This window comes from Mesorhizobium sp. U510 (genome assembly GCF_059180695.1).
On sequence record NZ_CP180532.1, the window covers coordinates 315,018 to 330,160 of the forward strand.

At 63.8% G+C, this 15,143-nt stretch carries 17 protein-coding genes; 10 read left to right on the plus strand and 7 right to left on the minus strand.

Annotated elements, in window-relative coordinates; genetic code table 11:
* The first annotated feature begins 178 nt into the window (after nucleotides 1–178).
* From ykgO to ACLGL5_RS03425, 4 genes are all read left to right on the plus strand, one after another.
* The gene (gene ykgO / locus ACLGL5_RS03410) at nucleotides 179–304 is read left to right on the plus strand and encodes a type B 50S ribosomal protein L36 (RefSeq protein WP_006327841.1); all 126 of its coding nucleotides are present in this window, start codon (nucleotides 179–181) and stop codon (nucleotides 302–304) included.
* 109 nt (nucleotides 305–413) lie between these two features.
* Nucleotides 414–1,022: a tetratricopeptide repeat protein gene (locus ACLGL5_RS03415; RefSeq protein ID WP_019861676.1), complete on the plus strand. Its 609-nt coding sequence runs from the start codon at nucleotides 414–416 to the stop codon at nucleotides 1,020–1,022.
* Between the two features lie 107 nt (nucleotides 1,023–1,129).
* Nucleotides 1,130–2,197 carry an alpha/beta fold hydrolase gene (locus ACLGL5_RS03420; RefSeq protein WP_069090332.1) on the plus strand — a complete coding sequence of 356 codons (1,068 nt, stop codon included), beginning with the start codon at nucleotides 1,130–1,132 and terminating at the stop codon, nucleotides 2,195–2,197.
* A gap of 1 nt (nucleotide 2,198) precedes the next feature.
* Nucleotides 2,199–2,669, plus strand: a complete 471-nt coding sequence (locus ACLGL5_RS03425) for a hypothetical protein (RefSeq protein ID WP_069090333.1) — start codon at nucleotides 2,199–2,201, stop codon at nucleotides 2,667–2,669.
* A 93-nt stretch (nucleotides 2,670–2,762) separates the two neighbouring features.
* Here ACLGL5_RS03425 and pyk read toward each other — a convergent pair whose 3' ends face one another.
* Nucleotides 2,763–4,199, minus strand: coding sequence for a pyruvate kinase (pyk, locus tag ACLGL5_RS03430; RefSeq protein WP_494372868.1), 1,437 nt, complete (start codon nucleotides 4,197–4,199; stop codon nucleotides 2,763–2,765).
* Entirely contained in the window at nucleotides 4,196–4,684 is a 489-nt protein-coding gene (locus tag ACLGL5_RS03435; protein WP_032920777.1) for a DUF1036 domain-containing protein, read from the minus strand. Before ACLGL5_RS03435 ends, pyk begins: the two co-directional genes overlap by 4 nt.
* Between ACLGL5_RS03435 and ACLGL5_RS03440 the strand changes: the two genes are divergently transcribed.
* The 3 genes from ACLGL5_RS03440 (at nucleotide 4,599) to ACLGL5_RS03450 (ending at nucleotide 6,048) form a co-directional block, all read left to right on the plus strand.
* Nucleotides 4,599–4,787: a hypothetical protein gene (locus tag ACLGL5_RS03440; RefSeq protein WP_167626424.1), complete on the plus strand. Its 189-nt coding sequence runs from the start codon at nucleotides 4,599–4,601 to the stop codon at nucleotides 4,785–4,787. The genes ACLGL5_RS03435 and ACLGL5_RS03440 overlap by 86 nt on opposite strands.
* Before the next feature lie 143 nt (nucleotides 4,788–4,930).
* Nucleotides 4,931–5,728 (plus strand): N-formylglutamate amidohydrolase, encoded by a 798-nt coding sequence (locus ACLGL5_RS03445; protein WP_038650197.1) that lies wholly within the window; start codon nucleotides 4,931–4,933, stop codon nucleotides 5,726–5,728.
* Between the two features lie 11 nt (nucleotides 5,729–5,739).
* Nucleotides 5,740–6,048, plus strand: coding sequence for a DUF1244 domain-containing protein (locus ACLGL5_RS03450; protein WP_038653467.1), 309 nt, complete (start codon nucleotides 5,740–5,742; stop codon nucleotides 6,046–6,048).
* Nucleotides 6,049–6,077: 29 nt separating this feature from the next.
* On the opposite strand, the gene ACLGL5_RS03455 is transcribed toward ACLGL5_RS03450, so the two are convergent.
* On the minus strand, nucleotides 6,078–6,653 hold the full coding sequence (locus ACLGL5_RS03455; RefSeq protein ID WP_494372869.1) for a nuclear transport factor 2 family protein: 576 nt from the start codon (nucleotides 6,651–6,653) through the stop codon (nucleotides 6,078–6,080).
* Between the two features lie 189 nt (nucleotides 6,654–6,842).
* Here ACLGL5_RS03455 and ACLGL5_RS03460 point away from each other — a divergent pair, with 189 nt between their 5' ends.
* Complete coding sequence (locus ACLGL5_RS03460) at nucleotides 6,843–8,018, plus strand: MFS transporter (RefSeq protein WP_069090336.1); 1,176 nt, start codon at nucleotides 6,843–6,845, stop codon at nucleotides 8,016–8,018.
* On the opposite strand, the gene ACLGL5_RS03465 is transcribed toward ACLGL5_RS03460, so the two are convergent.
* Nucleotides 7,982–8,890, minus strand: a complete 909-nt coding sequence (locus ACLGL5_RS03465) for a LysR family transcriptional regulator (RefSeq protein ID WP_019861685.1) — start codon at nucleotides 8,888–8,890, stop codon at nucleotides 7,982–7,984. The two genes, ACLGL5_RS03460 and ACLGL5_RS03465, sit on opposite strands and share 37 nt — an antisense overlap.
* 115 nt (nucleotides 8,891–9,005) lie before the next feature.
* Between ACLGL5_RS03465 and ACLGL5_RS03470 the strand changes: the two genes are divergently transcribed.
* Nucleotides 9,006–9,209, plus strand: a complete 204-nt coding sequence (locus ACLGL5_RS03470) for a DUF680 domain-containing protein (protein WP_019861686.1) — start codon at nucleotides 9,006–9,008, stop codon at nucleotides 9,207–9,209.
* An 88-nt stretch (nucleotides 9,210–9,297) separates the two neighbouring features.
* Nucleotides 9,298–10,254, plus strand: a complete 957-nt coding sequence (locus tag ACLGL5_RS03475) for an SDR family oxidoreductase (RefSeq protein ID WP_069090337.1) — start codon at nucleotides 9,298–9,300, stop codon at nucleotides 10,252–10,254.
* Nucleotides 10,255–10,297: 43 nt separating this feature from the next.
* Here the strand turns inward: ACLGL5_RS03475 and ACLGL5_RS03480 are convergent, their stop codons facing one another.
* The 3 genes from ACLGL5_RS03480 to ACLGL5_RS03490 form a co-directional block, all read right to left on the minus strand.
* Nucleotides 10,298–10,456 carry a DUF3309 family protein gene (locus ACLGL5_RS03480; protein WP_019861688.1) on the minus strand — a complete coding sequence of 53 codons (159 nt, stop codon included), beginning with the start codon at nucleotides 10,454–10,456 and terminating at the stop codon, nucleotides 10,298–10,300.
* 120 nt (nucleotides 10,457–10,576) lie between these two features.
* Nucleotides 10,577–13,753, minus strand: a complete 3,177-nt coding sequence (locus tag ACLGL5_RS03485; RefSeq protein ID WP_019861689.1) for an efflux RND transporter permease subunit — start codon at nucleotides 13,751–13,753, stop codon at nucleotides 10,577–10,579.
* Nucleotides 13,754–13,829: 76 nt separating this feature from the next.
* On the minus strand, nucleotides 13,830–15,005 hold the full coding sequence (locus ACLGL5_RS03490; RefSeq protein ID WP_083246896.1) for an efflux RND transporter periplasmic adaptor subunit: 1,176 nt from the start codon (nucleotides 15,003–15,005) through the stop codon (nucleotides 13,830–13,832).
* Between the last annotated feature and the right edge of the window lie 138 nt (nucleotides 15,006–15,143).

Here is a 15,143-nt window from a genome sequence, read left to right on the forward strand (position 1 = left end):
CGTGCAATGCCGAGCGGCTGATATGGCGGATATTTGATGATATGGAGGTGTGGAGCATGCTTGCGGTTGACATGGGCAAGGCTCCTCGTTTATGAGCCACCCACCGTTGAAAAGGCGCGTCTTCTGGCGCGCCTTAAAATTTCGACCCGGAACCGGGTCCGCACCGACAGGCAAGACCATGAAGATCAAGAATTCGCTCAAGGCGCTGAAGGCGCGTCACCGCGACAACCAGCTGGTTCGCCGCAAGGGCCGCGTTTACATCATCAACAAGACCGCCCCGCGCTATAAGGCGCGCCAGGGCTGAGCTTTAGGCCGGAGGCTTTTCGCCTCCGCCCCTTGATGCTTGTCGGCCTGCCGACCTTCTCACGCTAAAATCACTTTGCTGTTCCGCCGCCCGGGACTAGGATCGGGCGATGCGGATTCTTTTTGCATTTTTGACAGCCCTGCTTGTTTCCGGCGCCACAAGCGTGCCGGCCAGGGCCGCGGACGACCAGCCGGCGGCGCCGGCTGCCCCGGAGGCTCCCGCCGCGCCGATGACCAAACAGGCCCGGCTCGACAAGCTGTTTTCCGACCTCAAGCGCGAACGCAACGAAAAGGCGGCCGAACGCATCGCCGGCAACATCTGGGGCGAATGGTTCCAGTCCGGCAGCGCCTCGATCGACCTGATGATGTTGTGGTCGCAAAAAGCGATGGACAATCAGAAATTCGACGTCGCGCTCGATTTGCTCGACCAGGTGGTGACCTTGCAGCCGACCTATGCCGAAGGCTGGAACCGGCGCGCCACGGTGCATTTCATGATGAAAAACTACGGCAAGTCGATGTCCGACATCGACCACACGCTGCAACTCGAGCCGCGCCATTTCGGCGCGCTGTCGGGCCTGGCGCAGATCATGGCGCTGACTGGCCACAAGCAGTCGGCGCTCGAGGCCTGGCAGAAGGTGCTGGCCATTTATCCGATGATGCGCAGCGCCCAGGACCAGGTCGCCACGCTTTCGGAAGAGCTTGCCGGCGAAGGAATTTAGTGCAGGGAATAGGGCGTAGGCAGTAGGGGAAGGATTGGGCGGCAAACACCAACCTACTGCCTACTGCCTACTCAAACTTATCCCACGCCACCCCCGTATCTCCCCACATGAACCTGATCTCCGCCGCGTTCGCCTTCCTTCTCGCGCTCGTCTTTGCCCTGGTCGGCGTGACCCGCGTCGGCTCGTGGCTGATCGAGCGCCGCGATCCACCCATTGGCGAATTCGCTGACATCGGCGGCGCCCGCATCCATTATGTCCACATTCCAGCCGCCGCCAATCCGGAGCTGCCGCCGATCGTCTTCATCCATGGCGCCAGCGCCAATCTCGGGGATCAGATGCTGCCGCTTCGGCCGCTGCTCGAGGGCCGCGCCGAAATGCTGTTCTTCGACCGGCCGGGTCACGGCTGGTCGGGGCGCGGACCCGGCAACAATGAGGATCCGTCAGCACAGGCCCATACCCTCGCTGCCTTGATGGACCGCCTCGGCATCAGGAAGGCAATCATCGTCGGCCATTCCTTCGGTGGCGTGGTGACGGCGGCTTTCGGCCGCGAGCATGCCGACAGGACGCTCGGTCTCGTCTTCCTGGCGCCGGCGACCCATCCCTGGCCGGGCGGCGCGACATCCTGGTACTACGATCTGACCACCGTTCCGGTGATCGGCCGGCTCTTCTCCGAAACGCTCGCCTATCCCGCCGGCACATTTCAGATGGCCGATGCAACGACCTGCGTTTTCTCGCCCAACAAGGTGCCGGACGACTATCTCGGCACGGCCGCGATCCCGCTGGTGCTGCGGCCTGCGGCCTTTCGCGCCAACGCCACCGACGTCGCCGGCCTCTATCGCTATACGCTTGGCGCCGCGCCGCACTACAAAGAGATCCGCGCGCCGACCGTGGTCATTTCGGGCGACCGAGACAAGGTCGTCTATGCCCATATCCATTCCGTCGGCCTGGCGCGCGATATACCGGGCGCGGAGCTCGTCTGGGTGCACAATCTCGGCCACAAGCCGGACTGGATCGCCTCGGACCTCGTCGTCGGCGCCATCGAGAAGGTAGCCGGCGGGGATGTCGACCTGGAGGCGATGGCCAGAACGGTCGAGGCGCGGATCGCCGGCGATGCCTATGGTGTGGGCAAGTGCGCCGACATCAAGGAGCCCCAGGCCGAACTCGCGCCGACCTGAGATGTATGTCCTCAAGCACGGCATCAAGAAAAACCCGGAAAAGCGATGGGCGCTGCCGGATCGCATCTTCTTCGGCTACGGCGCATGCCACATTCTTGCAGGCACTTTCCTCAAGCATCCCCCGCTTGAAGGATTTTATGCGGAGCGGATCATCCCGGCCGAGGGCTTTTCAGGAAACCATGTCTATGTGACGAACGGCGTCATCGCTTTCGACTACCACGGCTACTCCGACCGCGAGCGCCTTTTGGAGCACCATCGAAAGGGCTGGACCTCCCACAGTGCCGGTTGGCACTGCACGATCCAGAAGGTCTATTTCGACCTGCTCGACACGACCGAATTGAACCGGCGAAAGATGTTGGGTCCGGATCAGTATCTATATGACGCAGTTCTCCGTGCGCGTCGGTTTCTTCAGCGCAGGGACCACACGGAGGCCGCGGCAAGAGCGCTCAGGATCGCGACGGCCAAAGGCTAGATGAAGGCTGGGATCATTGTCCCGCGCTTTGTATTCCAGCCACGGCGAGCCGCACGAAACCGCGCGACACGCTTCAGTCTCAAAATCAGCTGCTTAGCGGCTGCCCTGCTTTTCCGAGCCGACATAGGCGATGCGCAGCATGTTGGTCGAGCCGGGCGTCCTCAGCGGCACACCAGCGGTGATGATGACGCGGTCGCCCGGCTTGCCGAACTCTTCTTCCAGCGCAATGCGGCAGGCGCGGTTGACCATGTCGTCGAGATCGGTGGCATCGGGCGAGACGACGCAGTGCGTGCCCCACAGAAGCGACAGCCGCCGCGCGGTGTTGAGGATCGGCGACAGCGCGATGATCGGCACCTGGGGCCGTTCGCGCGCGGCGCGCAGCCCGGTGGTGCCGGATGCCGTGTAGGTGATGATCGCCGAGAGTTTCAGCGTCTCGGCGATCTCGCGGGCGGCCAGTGAGATGGCGTCGGCGCCGGTCGCTTCCGGCTCGGAGCGCTGGGCGTTGATGATGCCGGCATAGGTCGGGTCGGTTTCGACCTTGGTCGCGATGCGGTTCATCATCGCTACCGCTTCGACGGGATAGGCACCCGCCGCCAATTCCGCCGACAGCATGATGGCGTCGGCGCCCTCGAAGACAGCGATCGAGACGTCGGAGACTTCGGCGCGGGTCGGCACCGGTGCGGTGATCATCGATTCCAGCATCTGCGTGGCGACCACCACCGGCTTGCCGGCGCGGCGCGCGGCGCGCGTGATCTGCTTCTGGATGCCGGGCACGGCTTCCAGCGGCATCTCGACGCCGAGATCGCCGCGGGCGACCATCAGCGCGTCGGACAGTTCGATGATCTCAGCCAGCCGGGCGACGGCTTGCGGCTTTTCGATCTTGGCCATGATCAGGGCGCGGCCGCGCGCGATCTTGCGCGCTTCGGCCAGATCCTCGGGCCGCTGCACGAAGGACAGCGCAATCCAGTCGACGCCCGTGGCGAGCACCGCGTCGAGATCCTTGCGGTCCTTCTCGGTCAGCGCGCCGACCGGCAGGTCGGTATCGGGCAGGCTGACGCCCTTCTTATCGGAAATCGTCGTGCCGGCGACGACCGTGCAGACGATCGACTTGCCGTCACTCTTCACCGCCTTCAGCTCGAGCTTGCCGTCGTCGATCAAAAGACGGTGACCGGGCTCGACCGAACTCAGGATCTCCGGATGCGGCAGATAGACCCTGGTCGACGTGCCGGGCCCGGGATTGTCGTCGAGCGTGAAGGTCTGGCCTGGCGTCAGCACTTCCTTGCCATTGGCGAACTTGCCGACGCGCAGCTTGGGCCCTTGCAGGTCGGCGAGGATGCCGATCGGCCGACCGACCTTTTCCTCGACGGCGCGGATGCGGCCGACCAGCGTGCGCATCAGTTCGTGGTCGGTATGGCTCATATTGATGCGGAACACATCGGCGCCCGCTTCGAACAATTTCTGCAGCATCTCCTCGGAGGAGGATGCCGGACCGATTGTGGCTAGGATCTTGACCTTGCGGCTGCGTCTCATTGACTGTTGGTTCCCGGGGCGGCTGGTGCGCCTCCCGTTGCGGGTTCATCGGTCAGCTGGACCATCCAGCTTGCCTGTTCGCCCGTGTCATATTCCTGGAATCCGGCGCGCTGAAAGCCCCGGGCGACGCAGTCGTTTACGCCGGCGATCTTGAACTCTTTTTCAGCCACGCACATGTTGATCGGGCCGTCCCAGCGTCCACCGCGCTCGGCGTCTTCTGCATAAAGATAGTAAAACCTTGATGACAGCGGCCCTTCGATCAACGTCTTGCAGCTCGATCCTTCAATGTGCCACCAGCCTTCGGTGATCCAGCCGGCCTTGGCACGATAGCCAATGCCGACGCCGACCAGGTTCTGCGTGGCGTTGCAGACACGGAAATCGGCGCGCGCCGGCGAGGCCATGACCATCGCCGACAGGCCGACGGCCACGGTCAGGAACGGCATGGCAAAGGCAGAGCGCATGCGCTGCCTGCCAGCGGAACCCATCCGAAAACCCCTCAAGAACCACATCTGCATCTCTCTGCGCCCCTTTTCGGAAAAGTCCGGGCGCATGTCAACGCGCCGTTTTGATCAATTCCAATCGATTTAGGAAGGCTCCCGGCGCACTATCCGTCGCCCTTTGCCAGATTTCCCGATAAACCTTGGCCAAACAACGGCATTGCGCACGCGTCGTCTTCGTGGAATGACGATAGCACCCTCCCCGGAAGCCAGCGAACAGACCATTTCCCGCCAATGACCCGATCCACAGTTTTCGCGCCTTTCGACATTGTCGAGGGCGACCGCAAGCGGGGCATCGTGCTTCTGGCCGATCATGCCCGCCGCGACCTGCCCGACGACTATGGCAGCCTCGGCCTGCCCGCGGCGGAGTTCGACCGGCACATCGCCTATGACATTGGCGTCGAAGCGGTGACGCGCGAACTCGCCGGCTTGCTCGACGTGCCGGCGGTCATCGCCAATTTTTCGCGGCTGTTGATCGACCCCAATCGCGGCGAGGACGATCCGACGCTCATCCGCCAGCTCTATGACGGCACGGTGGTGCCGGGAAACTATCCCATCGCGCCGGAAGAGCGCGAGAGGCGGCTCGACCGCTTCTACCGGCCCTACCACGACGCCGTCGGCGCCATGATCGCCTCGGTCGCGCAGGCTTCCGGCCGGGCGCCCTTCATCTTCTCCGTGCATTCCTTCACCCCGGTGATGCAGGGCAGGCAACGTCCGTGGCACGTCGGCATCCTATGGGATCTGGACGACCGGGTTGCGCGCCCGCTGATCGATATGCTGGCGCAGGACAAGAACCTGATCGTCGGCGACAACGAGCCCTATGACGGCGCGCTGCGTGGCGACACCATGTTCAGGCACGCCATCGTCAACGGCTATGCCCACGCGCTGATCGAGATCCGCCAGGACCTGATAGCGGACCAGCAAGGCGCGCTTGCCTGGGCCGAGCGCCTGGCGCCAATCGTTGACGCGATAGACCGCCGTCCCGATATACATGCGGTAAAAATATTCGGCTCGCGCACCGGGCCGCTATGACGGAGGTTCCGATGACCAAACTCAGCGACGAGCAGAAGCGCGATTTCGAAGCCGCCGCCTTTCGCCGGCTGGTCGAGCACCTCAGGGAACGCAGCGACGTGCAGAACATCGACCTGATGACCCTCGCCGGTTTCTGTCGCAATTGCCTGTCGAACTGGTATCGCGAGGCGGCCAATGCCGAAGGTGTCGATCTCTCCAAGGATCAGTCGCGCGAGATCGTCTACGGCATGCCCTATGCCGAGTGGCAGGCTCTCAACCAGACCGAAGCGTCGGACGCCAAGAAAGCCGAATTCGAGGCCAGACGGCCGAAAGATCACTAAGACACGGCTGGCGTCAAGAACTGGCTGGTCTAGCCGGCCTCGGCAGAACTGGTCAGGCGTGTTTGCCTGATCTTCTCCATAAGATCGCTTAGCATGCCACGGGCTTCGGCCGATCCAACGTGATCAACGTAGTCTCGCAATTCTACAATCTCCCCATTTCGCACGCGCATGACGAAGATACAGGGATAGGAAACAGCCTGGCCGCTTTCGATCACGTGCCCCGCATAGCTGAATTCAGCCACGATGACCTCCGGATCGGCAGTCTCATGGACATGAATATTCGTCGGCTCCAATCTAATCGTCGGGGTGCCCTTCATTGCCCCAAAATGTCGCTGAAGTGCTTCGCGGCCGACAAGCTCAGGTCGTTTCAATGGGTCGAATGGGTGCACGACCGACGTGTTCTCCGCATACAATTCCGGCAGATCTGGGCTTGCTTCGCAAATCCCGCGCACCAATGCGAGGAATGTGTCTTTTGGTGTCCGTGTTGACGGCAATCGATACTCCTTTAAGTCTTCAAATGGTGGTGCAACCACGCTTGATCGCCGTGCTTCGGCATGGCCGGGCAGCGTGCCACCGGCGGCGGCGCAGAACGGATCATCTCTCATCTGGCCGCTGGTCTCAAGAAAGCATGGATGCCGGCCTTCCTTGATGGCAGGACATGCGCAGCGGCACCGCACGAAGACGTGGCCAGCTGGCCCTCCGCTTGGCCCAGAACTTTGAGCAATGAGTGCTTGACTGAAAATTGAATCGATCTAATTTGCCGCGCAAAGCCATTTCTTGACCGGATTCGAGCCATGTATGCGCAAAACGCCATGCAGACTGCCATTCGCGGGCGATGGGCCGTGGCGGCCATTTTCCTCGCCAATGGCTTCCTGACCGGTAGCTGGGCGCCGCAGATCCCTGTGTTCCTGACCCGGCTCGACATTTCGAAATTCACGCTTGGCCTGCTGATCCTTTTGTTCGGCGCCGGTGCAGTCACCGCCATGACCTGGTGCGGCCACCTGATCTCGAAACATGGCTCGCGCACCGTGCTGCGCTGGTTCGGCCTGTGCGGCAGCCTCGGCCTGCTGGTCGTGGCGCTGGCGCCCAACGTGCCGCTGGCGGCCATCGCCATGTTCATTTTCGGCGGCTCGATCGGCGGCATGGATGTCGCCATGAACGCCAATGCGGTGGTGGTGGAGCGAAAGATGTCGCGCGCCATCATGTCCTCCTCGCACGGCTTCTGGAGCCTCGGCGGTTTCGCCGGCGGCGGCCTCGGCGGCTTTGCCATCCAGCACTATGGCCACCTCGCCCATGCCGCGGTCGTGACCGTGCTTGCCTTCGCGGCGATCGCGATGGCGGTCGGCTATCTCGTCGCCGAGGACAGGCCACAGGCGGCCGAGCATCACAAATTCACGCTGCCGGCAAACCCGCTGGTCTACCTGATCGGCCTGATGGCTCTGCTGACGATGATCTCCGAGGGCGCGGTGCTCGATTGGGCGGCGCTGTATCTGCGACAAGAACTCGGCGCCGACCTTGCCGTCGCCGGCCTTGCCTATGCCGCCTTTTCCGGCGTCATGGCGATCATGCGCTTCTTCGGCGATGGCGTGCGCAACCGCTTCGGCGCGGTGACGACGCTGCGCGGCTCGGCTGTCGTCGCCGCCACCGGCATGCTGATCGCCGGCCTGTCGCCCTCGCCCTGGCTCGCCATCGCGGCCTTTGCCCTTTGCGGCTTAGGCATCGCCAATATGGTGCCGATCATCTTTTCGGCGGGCGGCAACCAGGAAGGCATGTCGTCGGGCACCGGCATGAGCGTTGTCACCACCATGGGCTATTCCGGCATCTTGGTGGCGCCGTCGGCGATCGGCTTCGTCGCCGAGCATTCCAGCTTCGGACCGATCTTCATCGCCATGTCGGTGCTGCTGATGGTCGTCTTGCTGATGGCGGGCCTCGCTCACCGCGCCGAATTCGCCGCCGTGCCCGCCGAATAGCGCTTCAACTCCTCGTGGAGAAAATCCGCCACACGGCGGATGCGCACGCTGCTGCGCACATCGCGATGCATCGCCAGCCATACCGGCAGGCTTGGCAGCGGCAGGCCGGGCAGCACCTTCTCCACCAGCGGGTCGCGATCGGCCAGCGGCTCCTGACCGAGGCCAATGCCGTTTCCCGCCCGCACCGCCTCCCACAGGACGACCTGGTTGTCCGCCCTGAAACGGAAACTGCTCCGGGTGACCGGGAGGCCGAATTGCGTAAAGCCCCGGATCATCTCGTCGCTGCGGTCGAAGCCGATCAAGGGGTGATCGGTAAGGTCGGCCGGCCCAAGCGGGCGGCCGCGCCGGTCGAGATAGGAAATGGCCGCGCAGGCGCAGAGCGGGATGTCGCAGACCTTGCGTGCCACCAGTTCGTTCTGCGCCGGCTTGACCATGCGGATGGCGATGTCGGCGTCCCGTCGCAGCAGGTTCTCGACCTGGTTCGAGGCAACGATCTCGACCTCGATGCCGGGTTCCTCGATGCCGAGCCGTGCGGTCATGTCGGGCAGCACATAGGCCGCCACCACTTCGCTGGCGGCGATGCGCACCGTGCCTTCGATTGCCTCGACCGAACCCAGCGCCAGGCGTGAAAACGCGCTCGCCTGCTCGCTGACCGTCTTGCCGCGTTCGAACAGCGTGGCGCCGGCTTCCGTCAGCGCATAGCCGCTACGCCCGCGCCTGAACAGCGTGACACCGAGCGCCTGCTCCAATTCGCCGATGTGACGGCCAAGCGTCGGCTGGCTGGCCGACAGCTTGCGCGCGGCAGCCGACAAGCTGCCGGTTTCCGCGACCGTGACGAAGCTCTTGATCAAGTTCCAGTCGATATCAGCCATTCAATAATGAATATCAGAACTGCATCCATGGTCAATTTCAATTCATCAGTGAGGCAATCATATTCGCCCTGCAAACACCGATACGGACTGCAACCACCAACCAGGAGAATTCAAAATGACCAAGATCGCTCTCACCGCCGCCGCCCTCCTCATCGCCGCCAGCACGGCTTTTGCCGGCAGCGACAAGTTCGGCTCGAACGACGCCAGCCAGCCTGTCGTCGCCAGCACCGACGCCACGACCACTACCTCGATCGAGAAATCCGAGATCACCGATCAGAAGCCCCAGGGCAGCAACCGCGACCTCTTCGGCAGCCGCTGAACGGCGGTCCGCGGAAGATCCAGAAAGCGGCGGGCGCGTCCCGCCGCCTCAAACCCCCGTTGCTTCAAATTAAACAAGGAGACGAACAATGACCAAGATCGCAATTCTCGGCGCCAATGGCCGGCTCGGCCGCGTGGTTGCCAAGGCCTTCATCGACGCCGGCTTCGACGTCCGCACCGTCACCCGCACCGGCAATGTGCCGGCCGAGCTCGAAGGCGCCACGGCGGTTGCCGGCGATGCGCTGGACCGTCAATCGCTGATCCGTGCCACCGAGGGCGTCGATATCATCTTCAACGGCCTCAACCCGATCTACACCGACTGGGGCAAATGCTTGCCGATGGCCGAGAACGTCATGGCCGCCTGCCATGCCAACAACGCGCTGCATCTGTTCCCCGGCACCGTCTACAATTACGGCTCGCCTATGCCGGCGGTGATCACGGAAGACACGCCGTTCCATCCGACCACCGATAAGGGCCGTATCCGCTGCGCCATGGAGGATCTGTTCCGCCACGAGGCAGAGGCCAGCCGGGTGCGCACCATTCTGCTGCGCGCCGGCGACTTCTTCGGCGGCACCGGCAGCGGCTCCTGGTTCGACCTGGTCGTCGCCGCCAAGATCAGCAAGGGCGTCTACACCGCGCCCGGTCCCGCCGACCTCGTGCATGAATGGGCTTATCTGCCGGACTTCGCCGTGGCCTTCGTCGCACTGGCCAAGAATCTCGACAAGCTCGGCTCCTATGAGGCGCTGAACTTTCCAGGCCATGCCGTCACCGATGTTGAGATCAAGGCCGCTGCAGAAAAGGCGCTTGACCGGCCGCTCAAGATGACCTCGATGCCTTGGTGGGTGCTGCGCGCCGGCAGCCCGTTCGTGGCGATGTGGCGCGAGATCGTCTCGATGTCCTACCTGCGCTTCGAGCCGCATCGGTTGGCCTCGACGCGGCTGGAAGGCATCATCGGCGAAGTCCCGCACACGCCGCTCGATCAGGCGGTCGCCCAAGCCCTCGAGGACATCGGCATCGCCACTGTGAAGAGCATGAAGGCTGCCTGAGTTAAGCCGTCTGGCCATGCCTGTCACGAACCGAAAAGGCGGCTCAGAGCCGCCCCATCAGCAGCAACACCAGGATCACCACCAGCACCACACCGACAATGCCAGAGGGTCCATAACCCCAGGAGCGCGAATGCGGCCAGGCTGGCACCGCGCCGATCAGGACAAGGATCAGGACTATGATGACAAGGGTGCTGATCGGCATGAGAAATTCCCTGCATTGAGTTTGCCCAAGGACGATGCTTTCGTATGACGCCGGGGGAACAATGCAAAAGGCCGCCCGGTTGTTCCGGGCGGCCTTTGCCTTTCAGATTGGCAAGCCTGCCTACTCGGCGGCTTTTGGAAAGGCGATCGCGGGTTCCGCGCCGGCGTCCGCCGTCGGCGTCTCCGACGAGATTTCGCCCTTGCCGCGCCGGAACAGCCGGCTGATCAGGCCGCGCCGTGCGCCTGGCTTGACCTTGGCGCGGGTGAACACCATCAGCATCGACGGCGTCACCACCAGCGTCAGCACCGTGGCGAAGGAGAGGCCGAAGACGATCGCCGAGGACAGCGAAATCCACCATTGCGTCGACGGCGCGTTGATCGTCGTCTCGTGATGGAAGATCTCCAGCCCGAGGCCGAAGGCGATCGGCAGCACGCCGAGGATGGCCGACACCGCCGTCAGCACCACCGGTCGCGCACGCTCGCGGCAGGTCTGCAGCACGGCATCCATCTTGTCCCAGCCCTCTTCGCGCAGCCGGTCATAGGTGTCGATCAGCACGATGTTGTTGTTCACCACCACGCCGGCCAGCGCGATGACGCCGATGCCCGACATGACGATGCCGAACGTCTCGCCTGTTATCAGCAGTCCCAGGAAAACGCCGATCGTCGCCATGACCACGCAGGACAGCACCAGCCAGACGCTGGTGAACTTGTTGAACTGCGCCAAAAGCACCAGGAAGATCAGGAAGATCGCCGCACCGAAGGCCTTGCTGAGGAAGGCGCTGGCTTCGGCGCTGTCCTCGTTCGAGCCGGCCAGTTTCCAGCGGATGCCGCTGCCGAGATTCATGTCGGTGACGGCCTGGGTGACCTCCTGCTGCACGGCGGCGACCTGCTTGCCGGCGGCGACGTTGGCCTGCACCACAACGGTGCGGGCGCCGTCGATGCGGTTGAGGATGCCGACGCTTGGCTTGGCCTTGCGGACGACAAAGTTCGAAATCGGCACCGACCCTTGCGAGGTCTGCACCCTGAGCTCGTCGAGCGTCGACAGCGTGCGCCGGTCCTCCGGCAAGCGCAGCCGGATGTCGACCGCCTTGTCGGCGCCGGCAGGCCGGTATTCCGACAGCTTCAGGCCGTTGGTGACGAGCTGCACCACCGTCCCGACCGAGGTCGGGCTGATGCCGTACTGCGCAGCCTTGGCGCGGTCGACCTCGAGTGCCCAGTCGACGCCGGGCGGCGGCAGGCCGTCGGAAACGTCGATGACGCCGGGAACCTTGGCGATGCGCGCCGCAACCGCACGCGCCTTCTCGTCCAATCCCTTTGGGTCGATGGCCGAGAGCCTGATCTGGATCGGCTTGCCGGTCGGCGGACCGGCTTCCGGGACGCGGACCTCGACGTCGACGCCGGGAATGCCGGCCATGACGCCACGCAGATCGTTCAGGATCTGGTTCGCCGATTTGCGCTCGCGCCAGTCGATGAATTCGTACTGGATGACGCCGACGACATCCTCGGGCACATCCTGGCCGCCGCCTTCGGACTTGCCGACGCGGGTATAGACCGACTTGAGGCCCGGCCAGCCGAGCAGCCGGTTTTCGGCGATCTTGGTCGCCGTGTCCATTTCGGCCAGCGAAAGGTTGCCGCGGGCATGCACATAGAGCAGGCCGTAGTCGGGCTCCACGCTCGGGAAGAACTCGACGCCGGCGCCGTACTTCGAATAGCCAACGAAGATGCCGGCCAGCAAGACGACGGTGAGCACCAGCACGGTGATGGGGAAGCGCACCGCCTGCTTGACGACCGCCATGTACCAGCCGTCGCGATTGTCGTCGGCGTGATGCTCCGGCGCCTTGGCGAAGATCGCGCCAAGCGTCGGCGCGAAGACCAGCGCATAGAGCATCGACGCCGACAGCGTGACGATCAGCGTGATCGGCATGTACTTCATGAAGTCGCCGATGATGCCTGGCCAGAACAGCAGCGGCGAGAAGGCGGCGATACGCGTCATCGTCGCCGCGATGACCGGTCCGGCCATGCGCTTGGCGGCAAGCGCGAAGGCTTCCTGCTTCGGCATGCCTTCGCTCATCCGCCGTTCGGCGAATTCGGTGACGATGATGGCGTCGTCCACCAGCATGCCGACCGCCAGGATAAGGCTGAACAGCACGATCATGTTGATCGTGTAGCCCATCATCGCCAATAGCAGGATGCCGATCAGGAAGGACGACGGGATGGCGAGGCCGATGAGCAGCGAGGCACGGCCGGACAGCGCGTAGAGGATGACGATGAACACCAGGATGACGGCGATCATCACGTGGTTCTGCAGATCACCCAGCAGCTGGTTGACGAAGACCGACTTGTCCTGCGTGTAGGTGACGTGCATCCCCTCGGGCATGGTTTTGACGAAGGCGTCGGACACCGCCCTCACCTTGGTCAACGTATCGATCAGATTGGCGCCGATGCGCTTCTTGACCTCGATGGCGATGGCCGGCTTGCCGTTGAGGCGCGTGATCGTCGTGGCGTCGGCGAAGGTCGAGCGGATCGTCGCGATGTCCTTGGCCTGCACCACGGCATTGGGGCCGGCAACCACCGGCAGCGCCGCGACATCCTCCGGCGTCTCGATCAGCGACGGCACCTTGACGGCGTATTTGCCTTGCGAGCCCTCGATATTGCCGGCGGCGACCAGGCTGTTGGAGGCGCCGACGGCGCCGATCAGCTGGTCAAGTTGCAGCCCGTATGAAGACAGCTTCATCGGATCGATGACGACCTCGACGAGATCGTCGCGCGAGCCCTGCAGCGAGCCTTCGAGAACGCCGGGCACCTCCTCGATGCGATCACGCAGTTCGCGCGCCGCGGCGGCCAGCACGCGTTCGGGCAATTCGCCCGACAGTGTGACGACAAGCACCGGGAATTCGGAAATGTTGACCTCGGTGACGACAGGCTCCTCGGCCGCTTGCGGCAGATCGGCCTTGCCGTCCTGCACCTTGGAGCGTGTATCCTGCAGTGCCGTCGCCAGATTGGTCTGCGGCTGGAACTCGACCAGCACATAGCCGCCGCCCTGGAAGGCGGCCGAGCGCATTTCCTTGAGGCCCTTCAGGCTTTTCAACTTGCTTTCCATCGGCCGCAGCAGCAGGCGCTCGGAATCCTCCGGCGAGATGCCTTGATAGATCAGGCTGACATACATCATCGGAATCGGAACGTCGGGTTCCGCTTCCTTCGGCGTCGACTGATAGGCGACCCAGCCTGCAATCAGCAGGAAGACCAGGACCGAGATGGTCAGCCGGGCATTGTTGATTGCGAGTCTGACGATATCCATGACTTATGCCTGTTGCTTTCGGGAGTGGCGAACGGACTGACATCGCCGGGCAGAGCCCGGCGCCGGCGTCGCTGCGCTACTGCGTCCCGGCGGTGGCTTCGCCGATCAGCTTGTTGATGGTCGCCTGGTCGGCCTCGACCGGCTTGACCTCATCGCCTTCCTTCACCAGTTCCTGGCCGGCGACGATGATGCGCGCATCGGCCGGGATGCCGCCAAGCACGAGGCCGGTCGGGGTGTCGTCGACCAGGTCGATCGGGAAGAACGCAACCTTGTTGTCCTTGCCGACGGCGCGGATGCCCAGATCGCCCTTGTCGCCCAGTGTCACCACCGAGCGTGGCAGCAGGACCGCGTCGGTCGGCAGCGCGCTGAGCTGGATTTCCGCCGTCATGCCGGCCGGCACCGAGCCGTCGGCATTGGGGATGGCGACCTCGACGCGGAAGGTACGGGTCGCCGACGACGCATCGCGGCTGATGTAGCGCACGGTGCCTTCGACGGTCTGGCCGCTGACCAGCCGGACGCCGGCCTTGTCGCCGATCTTGAGATAGCCGAGGTCGCGCTCGCTGATCTCGCCGCGGGCGATCACCGGATCGAGCTTGAGGATGGTCGCCACCTCGCTGCCCTGCATGACCGAACTGCCAAGCTCCACTGGCACCCGGTCGATGACGCCGTCGAACGGCGCCTTGACCTCGTTGCGGTCGAGTTCGGCCTGCGCGGTATCCAGCAGGGATTGCGCCTGGGTCAGATTGGAGCGGGCGGTGTCGAGCTGCAGCTTGGGCAGATTGCCGGTCCGGGCGAGCCGCTCGGCGGCATCGAGCTCGGCCTTGCGCTGCACCAGCAACTGCCTGGCGTTGTCGACGTTCGAGATCTTTTCTTCCGCCGCCAGCATCAGCACCAGGTCGCCGGTCTTGACATGATCGCCTTGCTTGACCGGCAGCTTGTCGATGACGCCGGCGACGCGGGTTGCCAGAACCGCGCGCTTGTCAGCCTCGGTTAGGCCGGAAATGCGGATGGCGCGCGCATAGGTCTTGCGCGGCGGCGTCACCACGGCAACGGTGCGCAACGGCGCCTTCGGTTCGGCTTCCGCCGTCTTTGGCTTGCTCGCGTCCGGCGCCTTGCCCTGCTCGACTTCGGCCGCCTTGGCCTTGTTGGCCGCTACGCTGCCGACCGATGAGAATTCGCCTGTCGCCATCCACGCCGCGAAACCAATGAGCACAACAATGGCTGCAAGCTTGTGAAACCTGATTTTAGGCATCGTCATTTTTCCACTGCGGGTTCAGCCAGCACCGCGCCTTCATGACGCGGGCGCGTCGCCGATATGGGTGCGCGCCTGACCGTGTTCAAATTGCCGTGATCGGCGAGCGCCGCTTCTACATCAAAGTTGCACTGCAAT